Below are 12,314 nucleotides of genomic sequence, written 5' to 3'. Positions count from 1 at the left end.
ATGGGGAAATGTGGCGAAAAGGTGTCCTGGCCTTGCCGCAGCGAATGTCAAGCTGGTGAAAACCGCGCAATCGGCCGACGGCGACGGAGAGAAATTCCGCCGCAATTTCATCACAGTAGTTGACGCGCCGCCGATTCCCGCGCCGCCGCGGCCACCTTGCAATTTCCAAAAGCCATGCCAAAAACACGTGTATGACCTTCGAAGATTACATAGCGCTTGTCGTGTTCATCCTGCTTTGGGCAGGCTTCAGCTGGGCCACCGACGGCTCGCGCGGCTTCAAGCGCGTGAGTCTCACCCGTCTCATGAACGAGCATCGTGGCCGCTGGATCCGCAATTCGCTGAACCGCGACCTGAAGATGATCGACACGCAAATCATCGCAGGGCTTCAGGCCGGCACCGCCTTCTTTGCCTCGACGACGATTTTCGCACTCGGCGGCTGTTTCGCGTTGCTGGGGGCCACCGAACAGGCGCAGATGATCTTCGCGGACATGCCCTATGTCTTCCATGGCGGGCGAACCGCATTCGAGCTCAAGGTCGGCGGCCTCACCTGCCTCTTCGGCTATTCCTTCTTCAAGTTCGGCTGGTCCTATCGGCTGTTCAACTATTGCTCGATCCTGATGGGCGGCATTCCGATGACCGCCGACATGCAGCGAGATCCGCGGGCGGCAGAGAAGGCTGCCGAACGGGCGATCCGCATGAACGTGCTCGCCGCCAAGCACTTCAACGCCGGCCTCAGGGCGATTTTCCTGTCGATCGGTTATCTCGGCTGGTTCGTCAGCCCCTATGTGTTCGTCGGGCTTACCGTCTTCGTCATCTTCGTGCTGACCCGCCGGCAGTTCTACTCGCAGGCACGCGCGGCGCTGCTGCAGGACGTAGCGCCCTGACGGCACGCACGCCTTTCGCGCCGAACAGAAACAAGCCAGGTCTGCTCAGTTCCACCATCAACCAGCGACGCGTGTTTGGCGCAAGCCAAGCCTGTCATTCTTCCTCACGCCCACAGGATGGCGAATGCCCATGTCCGACAGCAACGTGACTTCACCGGCAACACAGATACCGGCTCAACCTGCCGCACGGCGGCGGCTTGCCTTCATCGATGTCGCGCGCGGCGTGGCGCTGCTCGCCATGGCAACCTATCACTTCGTCTGGGATCTCGAGTTCTTCGGTTATGTTGCCGCGGGAACCGCCGGCACCGGCGGCTGGAAGATCTTCGCCCGGCTGATCGCCAGCAGCTTCCTGTTCCTCGCCGGTTACAGCCTGGTGCTCGGACAATGGCCGAAGCTGCGCCTCGACGCGTTCATGCGCCGCTTCGCCAAGATCGCCGGTGCCGCGGCGCTGATTACCATCGCGACCTATTTCGCCTTCCCGGACTCGTTCATCTTCTTCGGCATCCTGCATGCCATCGCCGCGGCAAGCGTGATCGGCCTCGTTTTCCTGCGGCTTCCCGCGGTCGTCTCCCTCGTAGCGGCGGCGGCAGCCATCGCAGCACCCTTCTATCTGCGCTCGCAGGCCTTCGACGCATCCTGGCTCTGGTGGGTCGGACTGTCCGAAACGCTGCCGCGCTCCAACGACTACGTGCCGCTGCTACCGTGGCTCGGGCCTTTCCTGCTCGGCCTTGCCGCAGCCAGGCTCTTCCACGCGCGGCTCGTTGCGGCCCTGGCAATCCGCCCATCCACAGGCGACAAAGGCAAGCTGTGGATGAAGCCCTTCGTCTTCGGTGGTCGTCACAGTCTGGCCATATACCTCATTCACCAGCCCGTGCTCATCGGACTGGTCTATCTCTTCTCGCTGATCTCACCGCCGACATCGCCGGATCCCAAGCAAGCCTATCGCAGCAATTGCGTCGCGGCCTGCAACCAGGGCAACCCGGCCGTGCCGTGCGAGGCCTTCTGCGGCTGTACGTTGGACCTTCTGGTACAGCAGAACCTGTTCGACAGCCTGAACAGGGGAGAGATCAACGTAAGCACCGATGAACGCATTGCGCGAATCGCGCGACAGTGCACAATGGACGTGCAATCAGGGGACTAGGACATGAATGCCTATCGTGCCAAGCCGCTGACCTTCCCGTGGCCCGCCCTGCTCTACGGCGTCGCCACGCTCACGGCCCTTGTTCTGGGGCGAGATTCCCCCATCCCGGTGGCACACGGACATAGCTGGTTTCCCTGGATCATCGGCGGCACACTGATCACTGTCGCCATCTGGCTGGACCTCTGGGCGGTCAAGACCTTGCTCGACCGTCACACGGCCGTCATGCCTTACCGCTCCGCGACCTGCCTTGTCACCTACGGCCCCTTCCGCTTCACGCGCAATCCGATCTATCTTGGCTATACCTTGATGATGGTCGGCTTTGGCCTTGCGACGCTCAATCCGTGGTTCTTCATCACGGCGATCGCGGCGGTGATGCTGACGACACTCTTTGCCATTCGCAATGAAGAGCGGCACTTGCTTTCGCGCTTCGGCTTCGAATTCGAGCGCTATTGCCGGCACACCAGCCGCTGGATCTGAGCTGGCAGCCCGGTAAAGCCAACAAAAAAGGCGGCGCAGACGCCACCCTTCGAATTCCTCATCTGCAATACAATTGGAGGATCAGGTGCCGACGCCAATCTCCGCCAGACGCGTGAGGCACGCCTCTTCGACATTGTCGAGTTCTGCCAGGGTGTCTTCGATATCCTTGCGCTTCTGCCGAAGTTCCTCACGCTTTTCCTCGACGCGGCTCATCAACAGCCGAAGCTGGCCCATTTCACCGGGCGGGTCCTTGTAGACCTGGATGATTTCGCGGATCTCGGCAATCGTAAAGCCAATGCGCCGGCCACGCAGAATTTCCTGGATCAGTCGCCGATCTGCCGGCCGGAACAGCCGCGTACGTCCGCGGCGCTCGGGATGAATGAGGCCCTCGTCCTCATAGAACCGCAGCGTTCGGGTGGAAATGCCGAATTCCCGCGTCAATTCGGTGATGCTATAGTATTTATTCACGCCGCCATTCCATGATTTTTTGCAAGTCCACTATCGTTGACCTTGACGTAAAAGTCAAACAACGGCGCTTACGTGACGTGGAACCACCAGGTGGCTATGCCGAGAAAACTGAAGAAGCCGGTGATATCGGTAATGGCGGTCACGAAGACGGCGGAAGAGACAGCCGGATCCGCGCCGAAGCGGTCCAGGCACAGCGGAACGAGGATGCCGGCGAGCGCCGCGGCCATCATGTTGATCAGCATCGCGGTAGCGATGATGCCGCCGATGTTCGGATCCTGAAACCAGAGACCGGCCACCAAGCCGATCAGCGTGCCGAAGATCATGCCGTTGAGGAGCCCCACCCCGGCTTCGCGCCGAATGATGCGCGGAGCGTTGTGAATATCGAGGCCGCGGGTCGCGAGCGCGCGCACGGTGACCGTCATCGTCTGCGAACCGGCATTGCCGCCCATGCCGGCGACGATCGGCATCAGGATGGCAAGCGCCACGATCTGCTGAATGGTCGCATCGAAGAGGCCGATGACCGAAGCGGAGATGCAGGCCGTCATGGAATTGATGAACAGCCAGGGCACGCGCGAGCGCGATGCTTCCGCCACCGAGTCCGACAGTTCTTCGTCGCCAACGCCGCTCAGGCGCAGCAAGTCTTCCTCGGCTTCTTCCTGGATGACGTCGACGACGTCGTCGATGGTGAGAACGCCGACCAACCGACCGTTGTCGTCGACCACCGCCGCGGAGAGCAGGTCGTACTGCTCGAAGAGCTGAGCTGCCTCTTCCTGGTCCATTTCGGCAGGAATGGCGTGGCTCGTGTCGTGCATGATTGCATCGACCTTGACCGAACGTTTGGTACGCAGCACGCGATCGAGGTCCACGGCACCGAGCAGCTTGAAGGTGGGATCGATGACGAAGATCTGCGTGAAGCTCTCGGGCAGGTCCTCGTCTTCGCGCATGTAGTCGATCGTCTGGCCGACGGTCCAGAACGGCGGCACCGCCACGAACTCGGTCTGCATGCGCCGGCCGGCCGTGCTCTCGGGATAGTCGAGCGAGCGGCGCAGACGAACCCGTTCCGTAAAGGTAAGCTTCGCCAGGATCTCGTCCTGGTCTTCCTGGTCGAGATCCTCGAGAATGTAGACGGCATCGTCCGAATCCATCTCGCCGATAGCTTCGGCGATCTGCTCGTTCGGCATATGGTCGACGATATCGAGACGGATCGCCTCGTCGACCTCGGTCAGCGCCGAAAGGTCGAACTCCTTGCCGAGCAGCGAGACCAGCGCCAGACGCTGCTCCGGCTGAATCGCCTCGAGCAAGTCGCCGAGCTCCGAAGAATGCAGGCCGGCAACGTGCTGGCGCAGATAGATCGTGTCGCGATCGGCAATCGCCGCGCCGACATGCATGAGGAAATCGGAACGGACCGAACCGTCGTCGGCATAGATGTCCGAACCGTCAAAGGTCTTGACGTCTTCGAGACCGCTGTCGTCGTCGCCGATATTGCTCATGGGCGCCCTCGAAACGATTGCTGCTTTCCGGTGGTCCATCTTTGCAGACCGGAAAGAATGCGTCACTGACGGTTGGCTGGCCTTCTTCCGCCGCCGTGGTCCGGAGTCGGGCTCTAGAGCCTGCTACCGCAAAGCCCCGCCGAGGTCCACAGCACAGTTATCACCCCGCGCGTGGCGACAACAGATTTATTCAAGCTGTTGCAAATACATAAGAAACTGGCCACATCTCGATACAGTCGACATCGATCGCATGATCGGTTAGCACTTTTCTTCGTTCCCTGGAGCCGGAATCGATTTCAGCGAGCGAAACAGCAGATCAAGGTTTACGGTGCCTCTTGCGTTCTTCGACGGGACAACCGCGCCGCCCAGACCGCTGCAGTCGAGGAATATCTGATGGCGATCCGCCCCATTGTCCGCTTTCCAAACCAAATGCTGAGCCGGAAGGCGGACAGCGTCACCCGCTTTGACGCGACGCTCGAGGCCCTTGCGGGCGATCTTCTCGACACGATGCGCGCGGCGCCGGGTATCGGCATCACCGCGACGCATATCGGTGTCCTTCAGCGGGTGACCGTTATCGAGCTCGACCAGGAGAGCGGCGTTAGGATCTACGTCAATCCGGAGATCGTCTGGCACTCTGCCCAGCTCATGAAACATGCTGAAGGCAGCGTTTCGATGCCGGGGGTCACGGAAGACATCGAACGTCCGCAAGCGGTGCGGGTTCGCTTTCAGGCACTCTCCGGCGAGACAATCGAAGAAGAGGCCGAAGGGCTGATGGCGATTTGCCTGCAGCACGAGATCGACCAGCTCGACGGCATATTCTGGACCCAGCGCCTCTCGCGCCTGAAACGCGATCGGGCGATCAAGAAATTCGAAAAGCTGACAAGGGAACAGACACGCGGCTAGAGCCGTGCCCCGTAGACAGTATCCAATGACTCCACCAAGGATCTGACAATGAAGCCAAAATATCTTGCAGTCATCGGCCTCCTGGCTCTTGCCGGTTGCAACAGTGCCCAGCAGAGCCTTGAACCCCTGCCCGAAAGCCTGACCTACGGCGAGAACGCGAGCAAGAGAAAGACGCAGGCCGCTCCCGGCACGATGGTCCAGAACCGCTTCATGTATGAAGGGCAAATGGTCTACGAAACCTACGAGGTTCAGCCCGATCACAGCTACAAGCTCGTCCGGCGCCGCATGGACCAGAGCGGGCCGGCCGGTAACAGCTGACGAGAGCCGCGGAGTCGTGTTCGACCTGAAAGGCGCCTTGCGATCGACGGTGCAGACGAACGCAAGGCGCCGGCACAGGGCACGCGTGTGTTCAAAGCTAACTGCTGGATTTACAAACAAAAAACCCGGCCGAAGCCGGGTTTTTTTGGTGCGGTCGAGAAGACTCGAACTTCCACGGGTTGCCCCACAGCGACCTCAACGCTGCGCGTCTACCAATTCCGCCACGACCGCATCGTGGTAGCTGCCGACTCGCGCCAGCGGGGCTGCATTTAGCAAAAGCCCCCGAGGTGCACAAGGGACGGCTGTGCACAATTTGGACGATCGCGACGGAACGCAGCAGCCGTCGCGTTTCGGTGTGAAGAGGCCAGGGCCCGGCCGCCTCGCGCAGACCAAGTGCGCACGCACGTTATCGGCCACCGCGCCGAGACCGGCCGTTTGCATCGCGGCAGCCCTCGACCAATCGCGAGCAAGGCGAACGAGCTTCGTCCCGCCTTGTCGAACGCCTGCCCTTGATCGGAAACGTGCTGCCCGGGCAATACGCCGTTTCGCTAAGCTGAAGATAAAAAACAAAAAACCCGGCCGAAGCCGGGCTTTTTTTTGGTGCGGTCGAGAAGACTCGAACTTCCACGGGTTGCCCCACAGCGACCTCAACGCTGCGCGTCTACCAATTCCGCCACGACCGCATCGTGGTAGGTGCCGACTTGCGCCGACGCGGCTGCATGTAGCAAAAGCCCCTGGGGGGCACAAGAGGATGACGACAGAAATTTGACGGGAAATGAAACTATTTCAACAGCCCGCTCGGGAAGCCTTGGAAACGCTGGACTCTTGTCTCACGCCATCCCATGTACAGGCTCTGAAAAACAGGAATGCCCAGCGAATGCAGCGTGAAAATCTGAGCCAGGACATGTTCGCCCCTCCGGAATCACCGCCGGTTCGCTGGCGGATCGCCTCCGAACTGGTCGATTATCCACAGGCCGTCGAATTGATGGAGCGGGAAGCCGCCGCGATCGCCGCCGGAACGGCCGACGAACTCGTCTGGCTGGTCGAGCATCCGCCGCTTTATACGGCCGGAACCAGCGCCGATGCCGCCGACCTGGTGATGCCAGATCGCTTTCCGGTTTTCGCGACCGGTCGCGGCGGCGAATACACCTATCATGGTCCGGGGCAGCGCGTTGTTTACGTCATGCTCGACCTCAAGCGCCGGCGACAGGACGTGCGCGCCTTCGTCGCCGCGCTGGAGAGCGTCGTCATCTCCACGCTCGATTCCATGAATGTCAGAGGCGAGCGCCGCGAGGATCGGGTCGGCGTCTGGGTTCGCCGCCCGGAAAAGCCAGCCCTGCCCGATGGCTCCATGGCAGAAGACAAGATTGCCGCAATCGGGATCCGCCTGCGCAAATGGGTGAGCTTTCACGGCTTCGCGCTAAACGTCGATCCGGACCTCGACCATTTCGGCGGCATCGTGCCCTGCGGTATCCGCGGTTATGGTGTCACGAGCCTCGTCGACCTTGGTCTGCCGGTCATGATGCCGGACGTGGACATCCGTCTGCGCGAAGCCTTCGAGAGCGTGTTCGGCCCGACGAAGAGCGACGGGGCCTGAACCCGCCTAGTTTGCTGCCCGTCGCCCGGCCTGCCGCTCGCGCCAGATGATGAAGAGGCCAGAGCCGACGATAATGGCGATGCCGAGCCATTTGGAAAGCGATGGGAAATCTCCGAAGATGAGATAGCCGAGCGCCGTCGCCGTGACGATCTCGAAATAGTGGAATGGCGCCAGCAAGGAGACAGGCGCCGCTCTGAAGGCCTTGACGACAAGCAGGTGGCCGTAGCCGGAAAGCGTGCCGAGCACGACCACCAGCGTCCACCCAAGTGCCGAATGGGGCAAGGACGGCACGAAGTCCGCACTCCCCATGCCGTTGCCGATCAGGATCACCAGCGCCATCATCAATGTGCCGCCGATACCGGCGATGGTCTGCATCGTCAGCGGCGAGTCGCCGGTACCGACCGCACGATTGAGAAGCAGATAGCAGGCAAACACAAAGGCGCAGGCAACCGGCAGCAATGCCGTCAGGCCGAATACCGCGAAGCTCGGCTGGATGACGATCATCGCCCCACCAAAGCCGACGACGATCGCCAGCCAGCGCCGCCAGCCGACCTTCTCCTTGAGAAACACGGCCGAAAGGCAGGTGAGGATGAAGGGCTCGACGAAGTAGATGGCAAAGGTGTCGGCCAAAGGCATGTACTTCACGGAAATGAAAAAGAACAAGGCGGCGGTTGCCAGCAGCACGCCGCGCAGCAGATTGGCCCAGGGACGCTTCGGCTTCAGCGCCCGCAGGCCGCCGGCGCTGAGAAGCATGGGCAACGTCGCCACCAGCTGGAAGAAGAAGCGATAGAAGGTTACCTGGCCGGGCGACATGCCTTCATAAACGGCCATATATTTCGCGATCACATCCATGCCGGGCAAGATGACCATCGCAAAGAGCATGATGGCGACGCCTTGCATCACGGTATTGGCAGGCTCGGCAGCCGCGGTTCGGGCGTCGGTCATGGGCAAGCTCCGGTTGGCCGCGGCAGATTAGTGGCGACGCTGTGGTTTTCAACGGCAGAAGACAAGACGGAGAACGAACTATCCGCGCCTGCAGCGCCGCGCGTTTTATCAGACGCGCAAAGGTCGCTGTAGCACTTTGATTTGCTGCCTGTCTTCGTCCTCGAATCGAGGTCGGTTTAAAGAGACATGCAGTAAGCCGCAATTGACGGTGTTTTTGGCGCTTCGGGGTGGTCCCTCGCCAGTCAAATGCCTATAAGTTCAGGACCATCTTCCGCCCCGGAAATCAAAAGCGGCTGTCTGCCGGATCTCCGGGACCTTTGAGCGTAACCGTGGCAAAGGAGATATCCATGCGCTTGTCCACCGAAACGATGATTGCTCGCCTGCGAGACACCAGCGACGGTGACACGCTGGGTGGACGCATCTGGAGGGCGCGCGATGCCGCCAACCTCAGCACCAAGGATCTTGCAGACCAGCTTGGAGTGCGCGCCGAAACGGTCTCAGCCTGGGAGCGCGATCGCGCCGAACCCCGGACGAACCGGCTGTTTCTGCTGGCCGGCGTGCTGGGCGTTACGCCCGCCTGGCTGATTGCCGGCCTCGGCAAGGCCCCGGACTCAGACACGTGCGACGACGAGCGCGACAGTCTTCGCGAGCAGCTTGCACTGGTCAAGAAGCTGCATGAACAGACCGGCAAGGCCATCGCGGCTCTTGAGATGGAACTCAATCGCGTTCAACAGAACATTCGTTAGCTATTACCGATTCCAACGGGCCGCCGTCCTGGTGGCCCGAAACCATTTTTGCTCAAGGGAGAAATTAAATGGACGTACGCGCCGCCGTTGCCGTTCAGGCCGGCAAGCCGCTCGAGGTCATGACGGTTCAGCTCGACGGCCCGCGGGCCGGCGAGGTGCTGATCGAGGTCAAGGCCACCGGCCTCTGCCACACCGACGACTTCACCCTGTCCGGTGCCGACCCGGAGGGCCTGTTCCCGGCGATCCTCGGCCATGAGGGCGCCGGCATCGTCGTCGACGTCGGCCCGGGCGTCACCAGCGTGAAGACGGGCGATCACGTCATCCCGCTCTACACGCCCGAGTGCCGGGAATGCTATTCCTGCCTGAGCCGGAAGACCAACCTCTGCACGGCGATCCGCGCGACGCAAGGCCAGGGCCTGATGCCGGACGGCACCTCGCGCTTCTCGATCGGCAAGGACAAGATCCACCACTATATGGGCTGCTCGACCTTCGCCAACTACACGGTGCTGCCGGAGATCGCCGTTGCCAAGGTCAACCCGGAGGCGCCGTTCGACAAGATCTGCTACATCGGCTGCGGCGTCACCACCGGCATCGGCGCGGTCATCAACACCGCCAAGGTGGAGATCGGCGCGACCGCGATCGTCTTCGGTCTCGGCGGCATCGGCCTCAACGTCATCCAGGGCCTCCGGCTTGCCGGTGCCGACATGATCATCGGCGTCGATCTCAACAACGACAAGAAGGCCTGGGGTGAGAAGTTCGGCATGACCCACTTCGTCAACCCCAAGGAGGTCGGCGACGACATCGTGCCCTATCTCGTCAACATGACGAAACGCCATGGCGACCTGATCGGTGGCGCCGACTACACCTTCGACTGCACCGGCAACACCAAGGTGATGCGCCAGGCGCTGGAATCGGCCCACCGCGGCTGGGGCAAGTCGGTGATCATCGGCGTCGCCGGCGCCGGCCAGGAGATCTCGACCCGACCGTTCCAGCTCGTCACCGGCCGTCAGTGGATGGGCACCGCCTTCGGTGGCGCCCGCGGCCGCACCGACGTGCCGAAGATTGTCGACTGGTACATGCAGGGCAAGATCGAGATCGACCCGATGATCACCCACGTGATGCCGCTCGAAGACATCAACAAGGGCTTCGGGCTGATGCATTCCGGCGAAAGCATCCGCTCGGTCGTTCTTTACTAACCGCCAAGTGACGCAATTCCGGGCGGAAACCACTTCACATTTTTCCTGGAATTGTTTCACAATCCAATTCAGAACGGCGCCGGAGTCGATTGATTTCCGGCGCCTTTTTCAGTCCCGTTAAGAAACTGATTCAAGATGATCTATGTCGATGCCGATGCCTGCCCGGTGAAGGCGGAAATCCTGAAAGTGGCCGAGCGCCATGAAATTGAGGTGACTTTCGTCGCCAATTCCGGCCTGCGTCCTTCGCGCGACCCGATGGTGCACAACGTCATCGTCTCGGCGGGCTTCGACGCCGCGGACAATTGGATCGCGGAACGGGCGCATGAGGGCGATATTGTCGTCACCGCCGACGTGCCGCTGGCCGCGCGCTGCGTTGTCGCCGGCGCGCTGGTCACCGGTCCTTCGGGCCGCCTCTTCGACAAGACCAATATCGGCATGGCGTCCGCCATGCGTGATCTCGGCCAACATCTGCGCGAAACCGGCGAGAGCAAGGGCTACAACGCCGCCTTCACCCCACGGGATCGCTCTGCCTTTCTTGAAACACTTGACCGACTCGCACGCCAGTCGAAAAAATGACGGTGCGACGAGCAAGCCCGCGGGCAACTGCAATCGCAGGGGCATTTCAATGAAAGCGACGACAAGGCTCAGGCACTGGCCCTTCTACACCGCCCTCTTCTGCGGAGTTCTGACCGTACCAGTCCTCTGGTTCGTTGCGCGCCCCTTTGTCCTCGTGGTCGCTGCCATCACCTTTTTCTGCGTCTATCTCTTCATGAGTTGGCGGCGCTTGCGAATGATGACGGGCAGACATCTGAAAACGCATGCCCGCAACACCGACGAGCCGGAAGCCGTCATCTTCCTTGTAACATTCGCGGCCGCCGCAACTGCACTCGTCTCGCTGTTCATTGCGCTCAACGCCCAGCAAACGGGCTCCGCACTGGCCCTCGCCCTCGCCTTTGCCTCCGTCGTGCTTGGCTGGGCGACGATCCACATGATGGCCGCCATGCACTATGCCCATGTCTACTGGGTGGCTGACCAGAATCAGCAGGCGGCGGAGCCGGCGCGCGGCCTCGATTTTCCCGGGACCCCCGATCCTGGCGGTTATGACTTCCTCTATTTTTCCTTCGTCGTCGGCATGACGGCGCAAACATCTGATGTCGCCATCACGACGACGACCATGCGGCGTATCAACCTGATGCACGCCGTCGTTTCGTTCTTCTTCAACACCGTGCTCGTCGCCGCCGCCGTCAACGCGGCCGTGCAGCTTGCCGGCTGAGCATCATTATCCAAGGAGCATCCCATGAAAGTCCTTTCGCAAAACACCGCCTTCGGCGGCATGCAGGGCGTCTTTTCGCACGAGTCCGAGGCCTGCAAGGGTGAGATGACCTTCGCCGTTTTCGTGCCGCCACAGGCGATCAAGGAGCCGAGGCCGGTCGTCTGGTACCTGTCCGGCCTCACCTGCACGCATGCGAACGTCATGGAGAAGGGCGAATACCGGCGCATGGCCTCCGAACTCGGTCTCATCATCGTCTGCCCGGACACCAGCCCGCGCGGCGCCGACGTGCCCGACGAGCTGACGAATTGGCAGATGGGCAAAGGTGCCGGGTTCTATCTCGACGCCACCGAGAAGCCCTGGGCCGAGCACTATCAGATGTACACCTACATCACCGAAGAGCTGCCCGCCTATGTCAGCCAGCACTTTCGCATGGACATGAGCCGCCAAGGGATCTTCGGACATTCAATGGGCGGTCACGGTGCGATGACGATCGCACTCAAGCACCCGGACCGCTTCAGGAGCTGCTCGGCATTCGCGCCGATCGTCGAGCCTTCGACGGCTGATTGGTCGATCGGCGCCTTCGAGAAGTACCTTGGAACCGATCGCGCAGCCTGGCGGCAATATGATGCCTGCGCCCTCGTCCAGGACGGCGCACGCTTCCCCGAATTCCTGATCGACCAGGGCAAGGCAGACAGCTTCCTCGAAAACGGATTGCGCCCCTGGCTGTTCGAAGACGCCGTGAAGGGCACAGGCATCGATCTGACGCTGCGCATGCATGAGCGCTACGACCACTCCTATTACTTCATCTCGACCTTCATGGACGATCATCTGAAGTGGCATGCCGACCGGCTGGCCTGAGCCGATTTGACCCGGAGC

Annotated in this window: 14 protein-coding genes and 2 tRNA genes; 11 read left to right on the top strand and 5 right to left on the bottom strand. The window is 61.3% G+C overall.

Going from position 1 to position 12,314, the window contains the following annotated elements; translation table 11 throughout:
• Positions 1-191: 191 nt before the first annotated feature.
• From AC1Z3V_RS24440 to AC1Z3V_RS24430, 3 genes are all read left to right on the top strand, one after another.
• The gene (locus tag AC1Z3V_RS24440) at positions 192-884 is read left to right on the top strand and encodes a DUF599 domain-containing protein (protein ID WP_429816761.1); all 693 of its coding nucleotides are present in this window, start codon (positions 192-194) and stop codon (positions 882-884) included.
• 130 nt (positions 885-1,014) lie between these two features.
• On the top strand, positions 1,015-2,025 hold the full coding sequence (locus AC1Z3V_RS24435; RefSeq protein ID WP_483502203.1) for a heparan-alpha-glucosaminide N-acetyltransferase: 1,011 nt from the start codon (positions 1,015-1,017) through the stop codon (positions 2,023-2,025).
• Positions 2,026-2,028: 3 nt separating this feature from the next.
• On the top strand, positions 2,029-2,502 hold the full coding sequence (locus tag AC1Z3V_RS24430) for a methyltransferase family protein (protein ID WP_483502201.1): 474 nt from the start codon (positions 2,029-2,031) through the stop codon (positions 2,500-2,502).
• 81 nt (positions 2,503-2,583) lie between these two features.
• On the opposite strand, the gene AC1Z3V_RS24425 is transcribed toward AC1Z3V_RS24430, so the two are convergent.
• Both AC1Z3V_RS24425 and mgtE read right to left on the bottom strand, forming a co-directional pair.
• Positions 2,584-2,970, bottom strand: coding sequence for a MerR family transcriptional regulator (locus AC1Z3V_RS24425; RefSeq protein ID WP_113537749.1), 387 nt, complete (start codon positions 2,968-2,970; stop codon positions 2,584-2,586).
• A gap of 68 nt (positions 2,971-3,038) precedes the next feature.
• On the bottom strand, positions 3,039-4,460 hold the full coding sequence (gene mgtE / locus AC1Z3V_RS24420; RefSeq protein ID WP_483502199.1) for a magnesium transporter: 1,422 nt from the start codon (positions 4,458-4,460) through the stop codon (positions 3,039-3,041).
• 393 nt (positions 4,461-4,853) lie between these two features.
• Between mgtE and AC1Z3V_RS24415 the strand changes: the two genes are divergently transcribed.
• Both AC1Z3V_RS24415 and AC1Z3V_RS24410 read left to right on the top strand, forming a co-directional pair.
• Complete coding sequence (locus AC1Z3V_RS24415) at positions 4,854-5,363, top strand: peptide deformylase (protein WP_483502198.1); 510 nt, start codon at positions 4,854-4,856, stop codon at positions 5,361-5,363.
• 48 nt (positions 5,364-5,411) lie between these two features.
• Positions 5,412-5,681 (top strand): hypothetical protein, encoded by a 270-nt coding sequence (locus AC1Z3V_RS24410; protein WP_429816748.1) that lies wholly within the window; start codon positions 5,412-5,414, stop codon positions 5,679-5,681.
• Positions 5,682-5,827: 146 nt separating this feature from the next.
• Here the strand turns inward: AC1Z3V_RS24410 and AC1Z3V_RS24405 are convergent.
• Positions 5,828-5,912, bottom strand: a tRNA-Leu gene (locus AC1Z3V_RS24405).
• Between the two features lie 367 nt (positions 5,913-6,279).
• A tRNA-Leu gene (locus AC1Z3V_RS24400) sits at positions 6,280-6,364 on the bottom strand.
• A gap of 194 nt (positions 6,365-6,558) precedes the next feature.
• On the opposite strand from AC1Z3V_RS24400, the gene lipB reads away from it, so the two are divergent.
• Positions 6,559-7,278 (top strand): lipoyl(octanoyl) transferase LipB, encoded by a 720-nt coding sequence (lipB, locus tag AC1Z3V_RS24395; RefSeq protein ID WP_483502196.1) that lies wholly within the window; start codon positions 6,559-6,561, stop codon positions 7,276-7,278.
• 6 nt (positions 7,279-7,284) lie between these two features.
• On the opposite strand, the gene AC1Z3V_RS24390 is transcribed toward lipB, so the two are convergent.
• The gene (locus tag AC1Z3V_RS24390; RefSeq protein WP_483502195.1) at positions 7,285-8,223 is read right to left on the bottom strand and encodes a DMT family transporter; all 939 of its coding nucleotides are present in this window, start codon (positions 8,221-8,223) and stop codon (positions 7,285-7,287) included.
• A 347-nt stretch (positions 8,224-8,570) separates the two neighbouring features.
• Here AC1Z3V_RS24390 and AC1Z3V_RS24385 point away from each other — a divergent pair, with 347 nt between their 5' ends.
• From AC1Z3V_RS24385 to fghA, 5 genes are all read left to right on the top strand, one after another.
• Positions 8,571-8,969, top strand: a complete 399-nt coding sequence (locus AC1Z3V_RS24385) for a helix-turn-helix domain-containing protein (RefSeq protein WP_483502193.1) — start codon at positions 8,571-8,573, stop codon at positions 8,967-8,969.
• Between the two features lie 68 nt (positions 8,970-9,037).
• Positions 9,038-10,165 (top strand): S-(hydroxymethyl)glutathione dehydrogenase/class III alcohol dehydrogenase, encoded by a 1,128-nt coding sequence (locus tag AC1Z3V_RS24380; RefSeq protein ID WP_483502192.1) that lies wholly within the window; start codon positions 9,038-9,040, stop codon positions 10,163-10,165.
• A gap of 135 nt (positions 10,166-10,300) precedes the next feature.
• Positions 10,301-10,741 (top strand): YaiI/YqxD family protein, encoded by a 441-nt coding sequence (locus tag AC1Z3V_RS24375; protein ID WP_429816736.1) that lies wholly within the window; start codon positions 10,301-10,303, stop codon positions 10,739-10,741.
• Positions 10,742-10,790: 49 nt separating this feature from the next.
• Positions 10,791-11,438 (top strand): DUF1345 domain-containing protein, encoded by a 648-nt coding sequence (locus tag AC1Z3V_RS24370; protein ID WP_429816734.1) that lies wholly within the window; start codon positions 10,791-10,793, stop codon positions 11,436-11,438.
• A gap of 24 nt (positions 11,439-11,462) precedes the next feature.
• On the top strand, positions 11,463-12,296 hold the full coding sequence (gene fghA / locus AC1Z3V_RS24365; protein ID WP_483502189.1) for an S-formylglutathione hydrolase: 834 nt from the start codon (positions 11,463-11,465) through the stop codon (positions 12,294-12,296).
• The last annotated feature ends 18 nt before the right edge of the window (positions 12,297-12,314 follow it).

The organism is Ensifer sp. 38_S197 (assembly GCF_056924495.1).
This window is presented reverse-complemented; position numbering and strand designations above follow the sequence as displayed.

What these genes read in the sequence shown, in the direction of transcription:
- AC1Z3V_RS24410 (WP_429816748.1), top strand. Translation starts at nt 5,412, where the DNA reads ATGAAGCCAAAATATCTTGCAGTCATCGGCCTCCTGGCTCTTGCCGGT.
- AC1Z3V_RS24370 (WP_429816734.1), top strand. Translation starts at nt 10,791, where the DNA reads ATGAAAGCGACGACAAGGCTCAGGCACTGGCCCTTCTACACCGCCCTC.
- AC1Z3V_RS24375 (WP_429816736.1), top strand. Translation starts at nt 10,301, where the DNA reads ATGATCTATGTCGATGCCGATGCCTGCCCGGTGAAGGCGGAAATCCTG.
- fghA (WP_483502189.1), top strand. Translation starts at nt 11,463, where the DNA reads ATGAAAGTCCTTTCGCAAAACACCGCCTTCGGCGGCATGCAGGGCGTC.
- AC1Z3V_RS24415 (WP_483502198.1), top strand. Translation starts at nt 4,854, where the DNA reads ATGGCGATCCGCCCCATTGTCCGCTTTCCAAACCAAATGCTGAGCCGG.
- lipB (WP_483502196.1), top strand. Translation starts at nt 6,559, where the DNA reads ATGCAGCGTGAAAATCTGAGCCAGGACATGTTCGCCCCTCCGGAATCA.
- AC1Z3V_RS24385 (WP_483502193.1), top strand. Translation starts at nt 8,571, where the DNA reads ATGCGCTTGTCCACCGAAACGATGATTGCTCGCCTGCGAGACACCAGC.
- AC1Z3V_RS24390 (WP_483502195.1), bottom strand. Translation starts at nt 8,223, where the DNA reads ATGACCGACGCCCGAACCGCGGCTGCCGAGCCTGCCAATACCGTGATG.
- AC1Z3V_RS24430 (WP_483502201.1), top strand. Translation starts at nt 2,029, where the DNA reads ATGAATGCCTATCGTGCCAAGCCGCTGACCTTCCCGTGGCCCGCCCTG.
- AC1Z3V_RS24440 (WP_429816761.1), top strand. Translation starts at nt 192, where the DNA reads ATGACCTTCGAAGATTACATAGCGCTTGTCGTGTTCATCCTGCTTTGG.
- mgtE (WP_483502199.1), bottom strand. Translation starts at nt 4,460, where the DNA reads ATGAGCAATATCGGCGACGACGACAGCGGTCTCGAAGACGTCAAGACC.
- AC1Z3V_RS24435 (WP_483502203.1), top strand. Translation starts at nt 1,015, where the DNA reads ATGTCCGACAGCAACGTGACTTCACCGGCAACACAGATACCGGCTCAA.
- AC1Z3V_RS24380 (WP_483502192.1), top strand. Translation starts at nt 9,038, where the DNA reads ATGGACGTACGCGCCGCCGTTGCCGTTCAGGCCGGCAAGCCGCTCGAG.